Source organism: Microbacterium protaetiae, from assembly GCF_004135285.1.
Lineage (GTDB): Bacteria > Actinomycetota > Actinomycetes > Actinomycetales > Microbacteriaceae > Microbacterium > Microbacterium protaetiae.
In genome coordinates, this window is sequence record NZ_CP035494.1 from 2741508 (window position 1) to 2758256 (window position 16749).

The following is a 16749-nucleotide window of genomic DNA, read 5'->3' on the forward strand; positions in this document are numbered from 1 at the left end:
AACGAGGGGGACCCGTGGACGACGAGCTGCTGTCGGTGCGCGTGGCCGAGCTCTATTACGACGCCGGTAAGACGCAGGATGAGATCGGCGCGCTCCTGGACATCTCCCGATTCAAGGTCGGGCGACTGCTCACCCGTGCACGCGAGGCGGGCATAGTGCGCATCGAGATCGTGCATCCCAGCGCCCGGCGGCTCGGGCTCGAGCGTGAGCTGGTGCAGCGGTATGCACGGCTGACCGAGGCGATAGTGGTCCCGTCGGGCGGCGACGACGATCTCACCGGCCGGGTCGCGCAGGCGGCGGCCGATCACCTGCGTGCGCTGCGCCCCGTGCCCCGCACGCTCGGTGTGAGCTGGGGCCGCACACTGACCGCCGTGGCCGCGCACCTGCCCGATCGGTGGGCACACGGCGTGACGGTCGTGCAGATCAACGGCGGTGTGAGTGTGAACCGGCGTCCCGGGGGCGCCGCGCACCTGGCCGCGACGATCGCCGAGCGCGCCGGCGGTGAGGCGGTGCTGCTGCCCAGCCCGGCGATCCTCGAACAGGAGCAGACGGCCCGCGCCATCCAAAGCGACCGCACCGTTGCGGCGGTGCTCGACCTTGCCGCCCGCGCGCAGGCCTATGTGTTCTCGGCCGGAGTCTGCGACACGACCTCGGCCCACGTCGAGAACGGCTATCTCGATGAGAACGGCATCCGTGCCCTGGCACAGCGCGGCGCCGTCGGCGACGTGCTGGGCCGCTACATCGACGCCGAGGGGAACATCGTCGACCCCGCCCTCGACGCCCGCACGGTCGGGATGCCGCTGCAGCGCCTGCGCAGCTCGGATCGGGCGATCTTCGTCACGGCCGGATCGGCCAAACACGACCTCGCACGTACCGTGGTGGGCACCGGGCTGTGTACGGTGATCGTGACCGACGAGGCCACCGCCCGAGCACTTGTGGAGGACGCATGACCACTCTCACCCCTGCTCCCGTCTCGCACCTGCGCCGCGCGGTGGTCAGTGTGATCATCGTCGCCTTCGCGCTCGCCGCCATCGGCGGCATCGTCGTGCTGCTGGGCGCAGAGCTCGGCGAGACGGCCTTGCGCGTGATCGGCACCACCGCCGTCGTCGGCGCCTTCAGCGTCGCGGTGCTGTGCTGTGCGGCGCTGCTCGGTCGACGGCTGCAGACGATCGGCGTCGTGGGCACCGTCGTCTCGGTCGTCGCGGCCGCTCTCGTGGTCTGGACGGTCTGGTACCAGGGAGATGACGGTTCGGTCTGGGAGGTGGTCAGCAAGGTCACCGGCACCGCCGCCACGCTGTCGGCCGCTCTGGCACTGGCCAGCCTGCTCCTGCTGCTGGCCGATCGTCGTCGTGCAGCCGTGAGGAGAGGACTGATCGTCACCCTCGGCCTGTTCGCCGTGGTCACCGCCCTGATCCTCGTCCTGATCTGGGCCCCTGACGCCGTGGACGACCGGGTCTTTCCCCGCGTGCTCGGAATCGCCGGCATCCTGGCCGCGCTGGGCGCCGTCGTGGTGCCGGTGCTGTCGTTGCTGATGCCCGACAACCGGCCGGGCACCCTCTCGCCCATCGCCGTGGCCCGGCTCGAAGACGAGGCTCACCGCCGGGGTCTGACTCCCGACGCCCTCGTCGACACGTTGCTGGCGGCATCGGCCGCCCCGCCATCACAGGAGGAACGATGACCACTCGAGAACTCAGCCGGCGCTCGGCCGTCGACGTGCTGGGCGGCGCGCCCGACAACGGCACGCTGCGCCGCTTTCTGCACGGGTTGCCCGGCGTCGACGCCGTCGGGCTCGAACAGCGCGCAGCATCCCTGGGCACCCGCTCGATCAAGACCACCTCGAAGGCCTGGGCCCTCGACCGCATCATCTCTCTCATCGACCTGACGACCCTGGAGGGTGCGGACACCCCGGGAAAGGTGCGCTCGCTGGTGGCCAAGGCGCAGCATCCGGATGCCGGTGACCCGACATGTCCGCCGGTGGCGGCCGTGTGCGTGTACGGCGACATGGTGCCGTACGCGATCGATGCGTTGGGCGCGCGGCACGGCGACCCCGACGACGGGCTCGTCTCGGTCGCGGCGGTGGCGACCGCCTTTCCAAGCGGTCGCGCCTCGCTCGCCGTCAAGCTGGCCGACACCCGGGATGCCGTCGAGGCGGGCGCCGACGAGATCGACATGGTCATCGACCGGGGCGCCTTCCTGGCGGGCTCCTATTCGAAGGTGTTCGATCAGATCGTGCAGGTGAAAGAGGCCTGCCGCCGCGACGACGGCACCTCGGCGGCGCTGAAGGTGATCCTCGAGACCGGCGAATTGAACACCTACGACAACGTCAAGCGCGCCTCGTGGCTGGGCATTCTCGCCGGCGGCGATTTCATCAAGACCTCCACGGGCAAAGTCCAGCCCGCCGCGACGCTGCCGGTGACGCTGCTCATGCTCGAGGTCGTGCGCGATTGGCACCGCCTCACCGGCGAGCGCATCGGGGTGAAGCCGGCCGGCGGCATCCGCACCTCCAAAGACGCCGTCAAGTACCTGGTGACCGTGGCCGAGACCGCCGGTGAGGAGTGGCTCGCGCCGCACTTGTTCCGCTTCGGCGCATCGAGCCTGCTGGGCGACGTGCTGCTGCAACGACAGAAGATGGCGACCGGACGCTACTCCGGCCCCGATTACGTGACCGTGGACTGAGAAGGACATCATGGGATTCCTCGAATACGCTCCCGCGCCCGAGTCGCGCGGCATCCTGCATCTGAAAGACCGGTACGGGCTGTTCATCGACGGCGAGTTCGTCGACGGCACCGGCGACGGATTCACCACCATCTCGCCCGCCGACGAGTCGCGCATCGCCGACGTGGCCTCGGCCTCTGATGCCGATGTGGATGCCGCCGTGGCCGCGGCCCGCCGCGCACACACCAAGGTGTGGGCGAAGATGAGCGGGCGCGACCGCGGCAAGTACCTTTTCCGCATCGCCCGGCTCGTGCAGGAGCGAGCCCGCGAGCTGGCGGTGGCCGAGAGCCTCGACAACGGCAAGCCGATCAAAGAGAGCCGCGACGTCGACGTGCCGTTGGTGGCCGCATGGTTCTTCTACTACGCAGGCTGGGCCGACAAGCTCGACTATGCGGGGCTGGGCGCCGATCCGCGATCGCTGGGGGTGGCCGGCCAGATCATTCCGTGGAACTTCCCGCTGCTGATGCTCGCCTGGAAGATCGCTCCGGCACTGGCCAGCGGCAACACCGTGGTGCTCAAGCCTGCCGAGACCACGCCGCTGTCGGCGCTGATCTTCGCCGAGATCCTGCAGCAGGCCGACCTGCCGCCGGGCGTCGTGAACATCGTGACCGGGGCCGGTGCCACCGGTGCCACCCTGGTGCGGCATCCCGACGTCGACAAGCTCGCGTTCACCGGATCGACCGCTGTGGGCCGTGACATAGCGCGCACGGTCGCCGGCACCGGCACGTCGCTCACGCTCGAGCTCGGCGGCAAGGCCGCGAACATCGTGTTCGACGACGCGCCCATCGATCAGGCGATCGAGGGGATCGTCAACGGGATCTTCTTCAACCAGGGGCACGTGTGCTGCGCCGGCAGCCGGCTGCTGGTGCAGGAGTCGATCCACGACGAGGTGATCGACCGCTTGAAGAACCGACTGTCGACGCTGCGGATGGGCGACCCGCTCGACAAGAACACCGACATCGGCGCCATCAACTCCGCCGAGCAGCTCGAGCGCATCCGCGCGCTCAGCGACATCGGGGAGCAAGAGGGCGCACAGCGCTGGAGCGCCGACTGCGTCATCCCCGACAAGGGATTCTGGTTCGCCCCCACGGTGTTCACCGGGGTCGAGACATCCCACCGCATCGCTCGCGAAGAGGTGTTCGGACCCGTGCTGTCGGTACTGACCTTCCGCACCCCCGCCGAGGCGATCGCCAAGGCGAACAACACGCCGTACGGGCTGTCTGCCGGCATCTGGAGCGACAAGGGATCGCGCATTCTCGCCGTGGCCGACAAGCTGCGCGCCGGCGTGGTGTGGGCGAACACCTTCAACCGGTTCGATCCCGCTTCGCCGTTCGGCGGCTACAAGGAGTCGGGATACGGCCGCGAGGGCGGCCGGCACGGCCTGACCGCGTATCTGCGGCCGGCCGGGGTCGCCGAGCGGGCGAAGCCCGCGGTCGCGGCGAAGCCGGCGGTCGCCCAGCGAGCGAAGCGAGTCGAAACGACGTCGACGAAGGAGGCCACCCGATGAGCGCTCGCCTTGCCGTTCCGAAGACCTACAAGCTCGCCATCGGCGGTAAGTTCCCGCGCAGTGAGTCGGGGCGCACCTATGAGGTGCTCTCGGCGACCGGAGCCTTCCTCGCCAACGCGGCGCTGGCCTCTCGAAAGGATGCCCGCGATGCCGTGCGTGCCGCGCGCGGCGCGCAGGGCGGCTGGGCCGGCGCGACCGCGTACAACCGCGGCCAGGTGCTGTACCGGGTCGCCGAGATTCTCGAGGGGCGGCGTGCGCAGTTCGTCGACGAGATCGTCGCGCAAGAGGGCGTGACGGCGGCGGTTGCCGGCGCGCAGGTGGATGCCGCGACCGACCTGTGGGTCTGGTACGCCGGCTGGTGCGACAAGTACGCACAGGTCGCCGGCGGCCTGAACCCGGTCGCAGGTGCGTACTTCAACATCTCCGCGCCCGAGCCCACCGGCGTCGTGGCGATCGTCGCGCCGCAGGACTCGGCGTTGCTCGGCTTGACGGCAGCGGTCGCGCCGGCGCTGGTGGCCGGAAACGCGGTCGTGGTGATCGCCAGCGGGCGGTACCCGCTGTCGGCGATCAGCCTCGCCGAGGTGTTCGCGACCAGCGACGTGCCGGGAGGAGTGATAAACGTGCTCACCGGATCGCCCGCCGAACTCGCCCCCTGGCTGGCCGATCACGCCGATGTCAATGCGCTCGATCTGGCCGGCGCCGGCGAGCTCGACTGGGTCGACCTGCAGATCCGTGCGGCCGAGACGCTCAAGCGCGTTCTGGTGCCGGGCGACCCGGTGCCCTCGCCGCAGCGGATCGCCGCGTTCACCGAGGTGAAGACGGTCTGGCACCCCAAGAGCATGCTCTAGCCCCGCCCCATTCGCCGCCGAGTTGTCCTCGGGTTGCCCGAGTTGTCCCCGGGTTGTGCGAGTTGTCCTCGGGTTGCCCGAGTTGTCCTTGGGTTGCGTGAGTTGTCCTCGGGTTGCGTGAGTTGTCCTTGGGTTGCCCGAGTTGTCCTCGGGTTGTGCGAGTTGTCCTCGGGTTGCCCGAGTTGTCCTCGGGTTGCCCGAGTTGTCCCCGGGTTGCTCGAGTTGTCCTCGGGTTGCCCGAGTTGTCTTCGGATTGCTCGAGTTGTCCTTGGGTTGCGTGAGTTGTCCTCGGGTTGCCCCTGGTGGTGAGGGACAAGTCACGCAACAGAGGGACAAGTCGCGCAACACAGGGTCAAGTCGCGCAACGAAGGGACAACTCGCGGGGAGGGGAGGGGAAGACGGGGAGGGGAGGGCGGGGAGGACCGGGATGAGGGGGTGAGTGGGAGGGGCGTCAGGAGGCGGCGGGCGGGTTGCGGATGCCGAGGAACGAGATCACGCCGCCGACGGCAAGCAGCACCGCCGTCACGATCGCCGAACGATGAAACCCGTCGAGATTGAGCGCGCCACCGGCGATGACCCCGAGTGTGGCGACGGCGATGAGTCCGGCGACCCGTGCGACGGCGTTGTTGACCGCCGAGGCGATGCCCGACCGGGCGGGGTCGATCGATCCGAGGATCGCCGAGGTCAGCGGTGCGACCGTGATCGTCAGTCCGATGCCGAACAGCACCACCGAAGGCAGCACCTGGGTCCAGTAGTTGAAGTCGTCCGACACCGTCAGCAGCAGCGCAACGCCCACCGCCATGATCAGCGGACCGACGGTCATGAAAAGTCGCGGCCCGATCTTGCCGGCCCAGGTTCCCACGCGCGAGCTGAAGAGGATCATGATCACCGTCGAGGGCAGGCTCGCCAACCCCGCCAGCGTGGCCGGAAGCCCGGCTCCCTGCTGCAGATACACGCCGAGCACCAGCCCGTTCAGCCCCAGCGCACCATACACGAACCAGGTGGCGAGATTGCCCGCCGAAAAGTTGCGTACCCGGAACAGCCCGAGCGGCATCATCGGGCTGGCGGCGACGCGCTGGCGCATCACGAAACCGGCAAGGCACAGGATGCCGCCGGCCAGCGGCCCCCAGATCGCCGGTGACGACCATCCGAGCCGCTCCTGCTCGATGAGCGCGAAGACCGTGCCGCCCAAGCCCGCCGTGCACAGCACGGCACCGATCCAGTCGACCGTCGCGGCGGGATCGCGCTGATCGCGGTGATGCAGGATCGTCAGCAGCCACAGCGTGGCGGCGATCGGCAGCACGTTGATCAGGAACACCAGCCGCCACGAGACGAGGTCGACGAAGACGCCGCCCAGCACGGGGCCGACCAGCATGGCGGCGGTGGTGGCGCCCGTCCAGGTGCCGATCGCGCGCGCCTGTGCCGGCCCGCGGAACGTCGAGGTGATCAGCGCGAGCGAGCTGGGCACCAGCAGCGCGCCGGCGATGCCCTGGACGCCGCGTGCCACGACGAGGAAGAGCGGGTCGGGGGCTGCGGCGATGGCGAGGGATGCCGCGGCGAAGCCGATTAGCCCCGCGCGCAACACCACGATGCGCCCGAAGACGTCGCTGAGTGAACCCGCGACGAGAATGAGCGCACCCAGCGTGATGAGGTACCCGTCCACGACCCACTGCTGGGTGACCAGTCCTCCGCCGAGCTCGCGCTGAATCGCCGGGAGGGCGACATTGACGACCGTGCCGTCGAGAAATGAGACGAACGACGCCAGGATCGCGATCAACAGCACCAAGCGTTGACTGCGAGCTGCGGCATCCGTCATCGACTCGTCCATCGTCCACACGGTAGACCTTGGAATACCCCTAGGGGGTATATTGTTGGTGCCATCGACGAGCACGAATTCGGAGGAACCATGAGCACCACCACCTACCGCGTCAACGGCATGACCTGCGCTCACTGCGTGCAGGCGGTCACGCGCGAGGTGTCCGCGCTCGACGGTGTGGACGACGCCGTCGTCGATCTTCAGGCTGGAACGGTCGCCGTCACCGGCGCCGCATCCGAGACGGATGTCGCGGCAGCGGTCGCTGAGGCCGGCTACGCGCTGGCCGGCACAGCGTCATGACCGAGGTGCGCGAAGCCACGCTCGACATCGAGGGGATGACCTGCGCCAGCTGCGTCGCGCGCGTCGAGAAGCGTCTGCAGAGCGTCGAGGGCGTGACGGCGGCGGTGAATCTGGCGACCGAGTCGGCGCGGGTGAGCTATCCCGAAGACCTCGACCAGCATCGGCTGATCGAGGCGGTGCGTCAGGCGGGCTATGACGCGACGGTGCGCGCGTCGGCCGTTCCCGACCATGACGTGCACGACGAGGGCGGCCACGGTCACGACGCGGGCGGCCATGTGCACGACGTCGAAGATGCCCCCGGCGGCATCGCCCTGCGCACGCGGTTGATCGTCAGCGCGATCCTGGCTGTGCCCGTGGTCGCACTGGGCATGGTGCCGGCCTGGCAGTTTCCGGGCTGGCAGTGGGCCAGCCTGGTGCTGGCAACGCCCCTCGTACTGTGGGGTGGGTGGCCGTTCCACCGCGCGACGCTCGCGAACCTGCGTCACGGTGCGGCGACGATGGACACTCTCATCACCCTGGGCACCGGTGCCGCGTACCTGTGGAGCGTGTGGGCCCTCGTCTTCGGCGAAGCCGGCATGATCGGCATGCGCCACGGCTTCTCGCTGCTCCCCGACGGCACGCCCGCGGGCGCGATGATCTACTTCGAGGTGGCCTCGGCCGTCACGGTGTTCCTGCTGCTGGGACGGTTCATCGAGCAGCGCTCCAAGCGACGCGCCGGCAGCGCGCTGCACTCCCTGATGGCGCTCGGGGCCAAAGACGTCGAATTGGTCGACGGCACGCGGGTGCCGGTGGAACGGCTTCGGGTCAGCGATGTGTTCGTCACCCGTCCGGGCGAGACGATCGCCACCGACGGCGTGGTGCGCCAGGGTGAGGCATCCGTCGATCAGAGCATGCTGACCGGCGAGTCCATTCCCGTCGACGTCGCCCGGTCTGATGCGGTCACCGGCGGCACCATCGTCGCCGACGGCCGGCTCGTGATCGAGGCGACCTCGGTGGGTGCGCAGACCCGGCTCGCACGCATTGCGCGGCTCGTCGAAGACGCGCAGAGCGGCAAGAGCCGGGTACAGCGACTTGCCGACCGTATCTCGGCCGTGTTCGTGCCGGTGGTCATCGTGCTGGCCGTGCTCACCCTCGTCGGCTGGCTCGTGGAGGGTCAGCCGGTGGCCGCCGGATTCACCGCCGCGGTTGCGGTGCTGATCATCGCGTGCCCCTGTGCGCTGGGGCTGGCCACGCCGATAGCGATTCTCGTGGGCACCGGGCGCGGCGCCCAGCTGGGCATCCTCATCACCGGGCCCGAGGCGCTCGAGCAGGCCGAGAAGATCGACACCGTTGTGCTCGACAAGACCGGCACGGTCACGAGCGGGCAGATGGCGCTGAGCTCGGTGTTCACGGGCGACGACACGGATTCGGCACGCGCGTTTCAGCTGGTGGGTGCACTCGAAGCGGCATCCGAGCATCCGATCGCCCGCGCGATCACCGCGCACTCCGACGCGACGGGACGTGTCGAGGCGTTCCGCAATCATGCCGGGCGCGGCGTGACCGGCATCGTGGAGGGCGTCGAGGTGTTCGCCGGACGCCCCGGGTTCGCCGCCTCGCGCGGCGTGGAGATCCCCGCGGCGTTCGTCGAGGCAGTGGATGCCGCAGAGCGGCGGGGCACTGCGGTCGTGGCCGGGTGGGCCGAGGCCGGCGAGACCGCGCGGGTGCGGGCGGTGTTCACCGTGGCAGACACGGTGCGGCCAGAGGGTGCCGATGCCGTGGCCGCGCTGCACGCGCTCGGGCTGCGCACCGTGCTGCTCACCGGAGACAACCCCGCTATCGCGCGGTCGGTGGCTGCCGAGGTCGGCATCGACGATGTGGTCGCCGGGGTTCTGCCCGAGCAGAAGGTCGACGAGATAGCCCGGCTGCGCGCGGCCGGACACGCAGTGGCGATGATCGGCGACGGGGTCAACGACGCCGCGGCGCTGGCCACTGCCGACCTCGGCATCGCGATGGGCGGGGGCACCGACGCGGCAATGCACGCGAGCGACATCACGCTGGTGCGCAGCGATCTGCGCGCGGCTGTGGATGCCGTGCGGCTGAGCCGACGCACGATGGGTGTCATCCGCGGCAACCTGTTCTGGGCGTTCGCATACAACGTCGCGGCGATTCCGCTCGCGGCGCTGGGGCTGCTCAACCCGATGATTTCCGGCGCGGCGATGGCGTTCTCGAGCGTGTTCGTCGTGCTGAACAGCCTGCGGCTGCGCCGCGCCCCCTGACCCCGAGTTGTCCCCGCGTTGCGCGAGTTGTCCTCGCGTTGCTCGAGTTGTCCTCGGGTTGCTCGAGTTGTCCTCGGGTTGCTCGAGTTGTCCTCGGGTTGCTCGAGTTGTCCTCGGCCCAAAGGGCAAACTCGCGCCACGAGAGGACAACTCGCGAGAGAGGAGCGAAAGGCTCGATGCGCGCGGGATGCCGCGGTGCACAAGAATCCCGTGCGGATGCCGTAGAATACCCAGCGGGGGAGCGGCACGCGCAGAAGCGTGATGTTCGCCGCCGCCCCGCCGCCTCAGTCCCGAAGCCGTGCGCCTTCCCGCCGCGGGGCATCGCACGACACACCGGTCACCGGCGTCTTCGGACCAGCCGGTCACTCACGCTCAGGAGGAGCATGCCGACCACGGCACCAGCGCAAACGCGCCGCCGCTCGTCGTCCGCACGTCGCGACGACGAAGCACCCATCATCCCCATCCTCGCGCGCAAGGTTCGCGAGGTCGAAGCCAAGGCCCAGCGCGGCAAGCTCGGCCCGACCAACCGCGTGAAGTTCCAGGTCATCGCGTTCCTGGTGCGCGAGGAGCGCGCCCGGGTCAAGGCCGATGCCGAACTCACCGATTCCACGCGCGCCGAACTGCTCAAGCGCCTTGACGGGGTCGCCACGATCCTGGCCAAGACGGCGGCGCGTGACACCTCGCTGATCCAGCTGCTCGAAGTCGACCAGGCGACGTCGCCGGTGGCCAAGCGCATGCGTCGCGATTGGCTGCTCGAATCGGGTGCCGAACTCGCTCCCGACGAGCTCATCATCACCGATGTCGCGCCGGCCATCCAGGCGGCGCCGATCGTGCCTGCGGCGCTCGCCGAGCGTCAGGTCGTGCCGCCGCAGATCGAGGCACGGCGTGAGGCGAACCCGTTCCTGGCACCCGATCTGCTGCTGCACGCTCCCAGCACCACGCCGCGTCGGCGTCTGGACAGCTGGGAGCTCATGGGTCCGCTGTACAAGGCGTTCGAGTCAGGCGCCGGCGGGGGAGCAGCCACCATGGAGCTGCCTCCGGTCCCCGAGTTCGACCGGCTCTCGCCCAAGGGGCGCGAGATCATGCCGCACCAGTCCCGTTTCCTCGAGGCGGTGCGCGCCGGTCACCGTACTTTCCTGCTCGCCGACGAGCCGGGTCTGGGCAAGACCGCAGAGTCGCTGCTGGCGGCATCCGTGGCCGATGCCTATCCGCTCCTGGCCGTCGTCCCGAACGTCGTGAAGATGAACTGGGCGCGCGAGGTCGAGCGGTGGACCCCGCACCGGCGCGCCACCGTCATCTCCGGCGACGGCGAAGACGTGGATGCCTTTGCCGACGTGTTCATCATCAACTACGAGATCCTCGACCGGCACCTGTCCTGGCTGAGCACACTCGGGCTGCGCGGCCTCGTCGTCGACGAGGCGCACTTCATCAAGAACCTCACGTCGCAGCGCTCGCAGAACGTGCTGGCCCTGGCCGCCGGCATCCGTGAGCAGGTGCGCGATCCGCTGCTGCTGGCCTTGACCGGAACGCCGCTGATCAACGACGTCGAGGACTTCGACGCCATTTGGCGCTTCCTCGGCTGGACCAACGGCTCCAAGCCGGGCCCCGAGTTGATGGAGAAGCTCGACACGACCGGGCTGACCCCCGCCGACAAGGCGTTCTATCCCGAGGCGCGCGACGCGGTCATCTCGATGGGCATCGTGCGGCGCAAGAAGAAGGATGTCGCCGCCGACCTGCCCGACAAGCTCATCGCCGACCTGCCCGTCGAGCTCGACGACGAGTTCGGTCGGTCGATCCGGCAGGCCGAGCAGGAGCTCGGCGCACGCCTGGCGGCCCGCTACCGGCGCATCATCGAGGCGCGCGGAGATCGCGGGCTCGCTCCCGGCGAGATCGACGACGACATCGTGCGCCTGGTGGCCCAGAACGAGCTCGACGAGTCGAAGGCCGCCGGCACCGGTGCCGAGAACGTGTTCACCATGGTGCGCAAGATCGGCCAGGCCAAGGCCCAGCTCGCGGCCGACTACGCCGTGCAGCTGCATCGTTCGGTGGGCAAGGTGGTCTTCTTCGCCAAGCACATCGATGTGATGGATGCCGCAGAGGCGCACTTCGCGGCATCCGGTGTGAAATACGTCTCGGTGCGTGGCGAGCAGTCCACTCCGGCGCGTCAGGAGGCTATCGATGCCTTCAACAGTGATCCGGATGTCGGCTTCGCCGTCTGTTCGCTGACCGCGGCCGGCGTCGGCTTGAACATGCAGGCGGCCTCGAACGTCGTGCTCGCCGAGCTCAGCTGGACCGCGGCCGAGCAGACGCAGGCCATCGACCGCGTGCACCGCATCGGGCAGGACGAGCCGGTCACGGCGTGGCGGATCATCGCCGCCCACACGATCGACACGAAGATCGCCGAACTCATCGACTCGAAGCAGGGCTTGGCGGCCCGCGCGCTCGACGGCCAGACGGTCGAAGCAGGTTCGAGCGATTCGGTGCAGCTGTCGGCGCTCATGCATGTGACCCGGCAGGCGCTGGGCGGGGAGTGAGCTGATCCGGGCCGTGTGGCAGGGCGCGGCATCCGGCAGTAATGTCGAGGGTGGCGACGTTGCCGGTACCCCATTCCCGAAGCAAGGACCCTGACGTATGAAGATCGGCATCCTGACCAGCGGCGGCGATTGCCCCGGGCTGAACGCGGTGATCCGTGGCGTGGTGCTGAAGGGCACGACGACCTACGACATGGAATTCGTGGGCATTCGGGACGGCTGGCGCGGCGTGGTCGACGCCGACTTCTTTCCGCTGACCCGGCACGAGGTCAAGGGGCTGTCGAAGGTCGGCGGAACGATTCTGGGCACGAGTCGCACGAACCCCTATGAGGGGCCGCGCGGCGGCGCCGAGAACATCTCCAAGACGCTCTACGGGCACCGCATCGACGGAATCATCGCTATCGGCGGTGAAGGAACGCTCGCCGCCGCCAATCGTCTGGCGAACGACGGCCTCAACGTGCTGGGTGTGCCCAAGACGATCGACAATGATCTGCGCGCCACCGACTACTCGTTCGGGTTCGACACCGCCGTGAACATCGCCACCGATGCCATGGACCGGTTGCGCACCACCGGCGACTCGCACCAGCGGTGCATGGTCGCCGAGGTGATGGGCCGGCACGTCGGCTGGATCGCCCTGCACGCGGGAATGGCCGCCGGCGCACACGCCATCTGCATTCCCGAGGTGCCGATGTCGATCGACGACATCTGCGATCTGGTCAGCAGAGCCCACGACCGCGGACGCGCACCGCTGGTGGTCGTCTCGGAGGGGTTCACCCTCACCGGCATGAGCGAGGCCTACAGCGACAAGGGTCTGGACGCCTTCAACCGTCCCCGCCTGGGGGGCATCGGCGATGTGCTCGCACCCGAGATCGAGCGGATCACCGGCATCGAGACCCGTGCGACGGTGCTCGGCCACATCCAACGTGGCGGATCGCCCTCGGGCTTCGACCGGGTGCTGGCCACTCGGCTGGGCCTGCACGCCGCCGATGCGATCGTCGACGGCGACTGGGGCAAGATGGTGGCGCTGCGTGGCATCGACATCGTGCGCGTCCCGTTCGCCGAGGCGCTCGGCGAACTGAACACCGTGCCGCGCTATCGCTACGACGAGGCCGCCGCGCTCTTCGGCTGACGCCGCGCTCGTACTGCCACTCTTCGCCGAAACAAGGGATTCCTCCCGAGCCAAGGGGCGGCGCCCTTGGTTTCGAGAAGAATCCCTTGTCTCGCGAGTGCGAGGCGGTCGGGCGCGGGCGCGGCGCACGCGGTCGGGCGCAGGCCCGGCGCGAGCGCGCGGCGCAGGCGTGGCGTTTCCTCCCCAGGAAGGGGCGGGCGTCGAGTTCTCCACAGATCGAGCCCGCGAGCCCTCTGGCCGGCGCCGAGCGATGATGCTGGAGGGATGCCGCGACCGGATGCTGCACCCAAGGCCACGTTGCTCTTTGCACGGGAGCAACCCCACGACATCGCACGATTGAACCGTGACCGATCACTTCTGCGGGTACGTCCGGGTGTGTATGTGCGTCGCGACGAGTGGGCGTCTCTCAAGCCGTGGGAGTGCTACGAGCTTCGCGTGGAGGCGGTCGCGAGCACGTGGTCGTCCCCGGTTTTCTGCTTGGAATCGGCGGCGCCCTCGCTCGAGCTCCCGGTGTTCGGCGAACCGCGGTTCATCCATCTGCTGTCGTCAGGCCCCCACTCGTGGCGCGAGGGTGACGTCATCGTGCATGGCACCCGAGACCAGCGAGAGATCGTCGTGGTGGACGGGATGTCTGTGGTCGGCCTGCGAGACACCGCGGTCGATCTGTGTCGCGTGCTTCCACCCGCGTTCGCGCTCGGGGTGGCCGACGTCGCCCTTCGCCTGCTGCGCCACAGCGACGAGACACTTGACTTCGGTGCATTCGGTCGCGCTCAGGCGAATCGGCGTGGCATCAGGCAACTGGACTGGATTGAGAGTCATGCCGATCCGCTGGCCGAATCGACCGGCGAGTCGCTGAGCCGGGCCGTCATCGAGTGGCTGGGATATGAAGAACCCGAGCTTCAGGTCGTCTTCCACTACGAAGGCGTCGAGGATCGCAGCGACTTCTATTGGCGGCGTCAACGCAAGATCGGCGAGTCGGACGGATACGGCAAGTACGATGCCTCCAACCCCGCGGCGATGAAGGAGCATTTCGTCCGAGAGAAGAAACGCGAAGACAGGTTGCGACGGCACGAGGATGGGGTCATCCGCTGGGATTGGCCCGATTCGATCCGATGGAAGCCCTTGGACCGCAAGCTGGCGGTCGGCGGGCTCGAGCGTGTGCGTCCGATGCAGATGTCGATGCTCTCGACCCTGGCGCAGCATCCCCGGTCGTTCACCGCCAAGGAGCGTGCCGAGCGGTGGGCCGCGAGCACGGCGAAGTATCGAGACAAGGGAATCCGCCCGAAATCAGGGGCGACGCCACTTGTTTCGGTATGAATCCCCTGTCTCGGCGAGGGAGAGGGCGGGGGATGCCGCGGCGGGGGCGAGGGCGGGGGATGCCGCGGCGAGGCAGACCGGATGCCGCGGCGCGGCATCCTCCGCCGGCTACGCGGCCTCGGCCAGGCCGAGCACGTCCAGCAGCCAGGCCAGCTCGTACGCCCGCTCGCGCCACGCGTTGTAGCGTCCGCTCACGCCGCCGTGCCCAGCGACCATCTCGCACTTCAGCAGCGCATCGGCACCGGCCTCGCGCAGCGCCGCGACCCACTTGGCCGGTTCGACGTACAGCACGCGCGTGTCGTTGAGTGAGGTCACCGCGAGAATCGGCGGGTAGGCGGCATCCGCCCGCACATTCTCGTATGGCGTGTACGACTTCATGTACGCGTACACGGCGGGGCTGCGCAGCGGGTCGCCCCACTCGTCCCACTCGATCACCGTCAGCGGCAGCGACGGGTCCAGAATCGAGGTGAGGGCATCGACGAAGGGCACGTCGGCGAGAATTCCGGCGAACAGCTCGGGCCGCATGTTCGCAATGGCGCCCATCAGCAGTCCGCCCGCAGAACCGCCCTCGGCCACCATGCGCGACGCCGAGGTGTACCCACCCGCGATGAGGTGTTCGGCGCAGTCGAGAAAGTCGGTGAAGGTGTTGCGCTTGCGCATCGTCTTGCCGTCTTCGTACCACTGCCGGCCCATCTCGCCGCCGCCGCGCACATGCGCGACCGCGAAGACCACGCCGCGGTCAAGCTCCGAGAGTCGGGCGACCGAGAAACCGGGGTCGATCGAGTGCTCGTACGATCCGTAGCCGTACAGGTGCAGCGGACGCTCGTTCTCACCGGGCGTGCCGAACGAGCGCTTCCACACCAGCGAGATCGGCACCCGCACGCCGTCATGCGCGGTGGCCCACACCCGCGCCTGGTCGTAGTCGGCGGGGTCATAACCGCCCAGCACCGGCTGCCGCTTGCGCAGCAGCTTCTCGCCGGTGGCCACGACGTAGTCGTACACGGTGCTCGGGGTGACGAACGACGTGTACCCGAGTCGCAGCACCGGCGGTGCCCACTCCGGGTTGCCGCCCAGTCCGGCGGCGTACAGCGGCTCGTCGAAGGTCAGTTCGTCCACGGCGCTGGTGGTGTAGTCGAAAAGGCCCAGACGTGCCAGCGAGTCGCGTCGATACGCCAGCACGCCGAAGTCACGGAACGTCGACAGGCCGAGCAGGCGCCGACCCGGCTCATGTGCGACGACCACGGTCGGCGAGGAGGTGGGGTCGGATGCCGCGACCCGCACGAGCTCGAAGTCGAGAGCGTCTCGGTTGTGCAGGATGTACAGCACGTCTTCGCCGTCGACGACGGCGTGGTCGCTGTCGTATTCGACGCCTTCGACCCGGGGCCAGACCACACGCGGCGCCGCACGCAGGTCGGCGGCATCCACCAGCCATTCCTCGCTGGTGATCGATGAACCCACCCCGATCACCAGGTAGCGATCGCTGCGGGTGAAGCCCGCCCCGACCCAGTAACGTTCGTCGGGCTCGTGGAACAGTTGCACGTCGTCGGCAACCGGAGTGCCCAGTTCGTGCAACCAGACGGTGTCGGGGCGCCACGCCTCATCGACGGTCAGATAGACGACGAAGCGGCCGTCGGGGGAGAAGGATGCCCCGGCCGAGGTGTTCGGAATCTCGTCGGGCAGATTCTGCCCGGTGGCCAGGTCGCGCACCTTGAGCGTGTAGCGCTCGTCGCCTTCGACGTCGACGCCGTACAGCAGCATCCCGCCGTCTTTGGACACCTCGAAGCTGCCCAGCGAGAAGAATTCCTGACCCTCGGCCTCGATGTTGGCATCGAGCAGCACCTGCTCGCCGGGCACCGCGACCTCGGGCGTCAGCTCGGGCGGGGTCCAGTCATCGGGTGAACCCAGCGGCGCACGGCACTGGATGCCGTATTGCTTGCCGGCGACGGTGCGGCCGTAGTACCACCAGTCGCCCTGGCGGCTGGGCACAGACAGATCGGTCTCTTGAGTACGTCCTTTGATTTCGCTGAAGATCGTCTCGCGCAGCGAGGCGAGGTGCGCGGTGCGCGCCTCGGTGTAGGCGTTCTCTGCCTCGAGATGCGCGATGACCTGGGGATCGTCCTTCTGCCGGAGCCACTCGTACGGATCCAGAAAGGTGTCGCCGTGGTGGGTGCGCGCGGTCTCGCGGCGCTGTGCGACGGGGATGGATGCTGCGTCTGGGGTGCGTACGTCGGTCACAGACCCACGTTAGCCGCCGCATCTGAGAGCGGTGGTTCACACGGATGACGTGCTCATGAGAGGATTTCCTCGGACCCGGGCAGCCGGGAACGATCT

12 protein-coding genes are annotated in these 16749 nt (G+C 68.7%); 10 read left to right on the forward strand and 2 right to left on the reverse strand.

Annotated elements, in window-relative coordinates; genetic code table 11:
* Positions 1–14: 14 nt before the first annotated feature.
* Genes ET475_RS12675 through ET475_RS12695 form a run of 5 tightly spaced genes read left to right on the forward strand, consistent with a single transcriptional unit; the run spans position 15 to position 5070 of the window.
* Positions 15–950, forward strand: coding sequence for a sugar-binding transcriptional regulator (locus tag ET475_RS12675; protein ID WP_129390797.1), 936 nt, complete (start codon positions 15–17; stop codon positions 948–950).
* A complete protein-coding gene (locus ET475_RS12680) occupies positions 947–1678 on the forward strand; it encodes a hypothetical protein (protein WP_129390800.1) in 732 nt (243 codons plus the stop codon). Before ET475_RS12675 ends, ET475_RS12680 begins: the two co-directional genes overlap by 4 nt.
* A complete protein-coding gene (gene deoC / locus ET475_RS12685) occupies positions 1675–2676 on the forward strand; it encodes a deoxyribose-phosphate aldolase (protein WP_129390803.1) in 1002 nt (333 codons plus the stop codon). The genes ET475_RS12680 and deoC overlap by 4 nt, the downstream gene beginning before the upstream one ends.
* 10 nt (positions 2677–2686) lie before the next feature.
* The gene (locus ET475_RS12690; RefSeq protein ID WP_129390806.1) at positions 2687–4222 is read left to right on the forward strand and encodes an aldehyde dehydrogenase family protein; all 1536 of its coding nucleotides are present in this window, start codon (positions 2687–2689) and stop codon (positions 4220–4222) included.
* Entirely contained in the window at positions 4219–5070 is an 852-nt protein-coding gene (locus ET475_RS12695) for an aldehyde dehydrogenase family protein (protein ID WP_129390809.1), read from the forward strand. Before ET475_RS12690 ends, ET475_RS12695 begins: the two co-directional genes overlap by 4 nt.
* A 451-nt stretch (positions 5071–5521) precedes the next feature.
* Here ET475_RS12695 and ET475_RS12700 read toward each other — a convergent pair whose 3' ends face one another.
* Entirely contained in the window at positions 5522–6898 is a 1377-nt protein-coding gene (locus ET475_RS12700; protein ID WP_242497632.1) for an MFS transporter, read from the reverse strand.
* 78 nt (positions 6899–6976) lie between these two features.
* Here ET475_RS12700 and ET475_RS12705 point away from each other — a divergent pair, with 78 nt between their 5' ends.
* The 5 genes from ET475_RS12705 (at position 6977) to ET475_RS12725 (ending at position 14418) form a co-directional block, all read left to right on the forward strand.
* Positions 6977–7186 carry a heavy-metal-associated domain-containing protein gene (locus ET475_RS12705; RefSeq protein ID WP_129390812.1) on the forward strand — a complete coding sequence of 70 codons (210 nt, stop codon included), beginning with the start codon at positions 6977–6979 and terminating at the stop codon, positions 7184–7186.
* A complete protein-coding gene (locus ET475_RS12710) occupies positions 7183–9441 on the forward strand; it encodes a heavy metal translocating P-type ATPase (protein ID WP_129390815.1) in 2259 nt (752 codons plus the stop codon). The genes ET475_RS12705 and ET475_RS12710 overlap by 4 nt, the downstream gene beginning before the upstream one ends.
* 383 nt (positions 9442–9824) lie before the next feature.
* A complete protein-coding gene (locus ET475_RS12715; protein ID WP_129390818.1) occupies positions 9825–11975 on the forward strand; it encodes a DEAD/DEAH box helicase in 2151 nt (716 codons plus the stop codon).
* 97 nt (positions 11976–12072) lie between these two features.
* On the forward strand, positions 12073–13101 hold the full coding sequence (locus tag ET475_RS12720; RefSeq protein WP_129390821.1) for an ATP-dependent 6-phosphofructokinase: 1029 nt from the start codon (positions 12073–12075) through the stop codon (positions 13099–13101).
* Between the two features lie 264 nt (positions 13102–13365).
* Positions 13366–14418 (forward strand): hypothetical protein, encoded by a 1053-nt coding sequence (locus ET475_RS12725; protein ID WP_129390824.1) that lies wholly within the window; start codon positions 13366–13368, stop codon positions 14416–14418.
* A 108-nt stretch (positions 14419–14526) separates the two neighbouring features.
* On the opposite strand, the gene ET475_RS12730 is transcribed toward ET475_RS12725, so the two are convergent.
* On the reverse strand, positions 14527–16653 hold the full coding sequence (locus ET475_RS12730; RefSeq protein WP_129390827.1) for a S9 family peptidase: 2127 nt from the start codon (positions 16651–16653) through the stop codon (positions 14527–14529).
* Positions 16654–16749 lie beyond the last annotated feature (96 nt).

Coding starts and splice junctions, on each gene's coding strand:
- ET475_RS12680 (WP_129390800.1), top strand. CDS start 947: ATGACCACTCTCACCCCTGCTCCCGTCTCGCACCTGCGCCGCGCGGTG.
- deoC (WP_129390803.1), top strand. CDS start 1,675: ATGACCACTCGAGAACTCAGCCGGCGCTCGGCCGTCGACGTGCTGGGC.
- ET475_RS12690 (WP_129390806.1), top strand. CDS start 2,687: ATGGGATTCCTCGAATACGCTCCCGCGCCCGAGTCGCGCGGCATCCTG.
- ET475_RS12695 (WP_129390809.1), top strand. CDS start 4,219: ATGAGCGCTCGCCTTGCCGTTCCGAAGACCTACAAGCTCGCCATCGGC.
- ET475_RS12700 (WP_242497632.1), bottom strand. CDS start 6,898: ATGGACGAGTCGATGACGGATGCCGCAGCTCGCAGTCAACGCTTGGTG.
- ET475_RS12705 (WP_129390812.1), top strand. CDS start 6,977: ATGAGCACCACCACCTACCGCGTCAACGGCATGACCTGCGCTCACTGC.
- ET475_RS12710 (WP_129390815.1), top strand. CDS start 7,183: ATGACCGAGGTGCGCGAAGCCACGCTCGACATCGAGGGGATGACCTGC.
- ET475_RS12715 (WP_129390818.1), top strand. CDS start 9,825: ATGCCGACCACGGCACCAGCGCAAACGCGCCGCCGCTCGTCGTCCGCA.
- ET475_RS12720 (WP_129390821.1), top strand. CDS start 12,073: ATGAAGATCGGCATCCTGACCAGCGGCGGCGATTGCCCCGGGCTGAAC.
- ET475_RS12725 (WP_129390824.1), top strand. CDS start 13,366: ATGCCGCGACCGGATGCTGCACCCAAGGCCACGTTGCTCTTTGCACGG.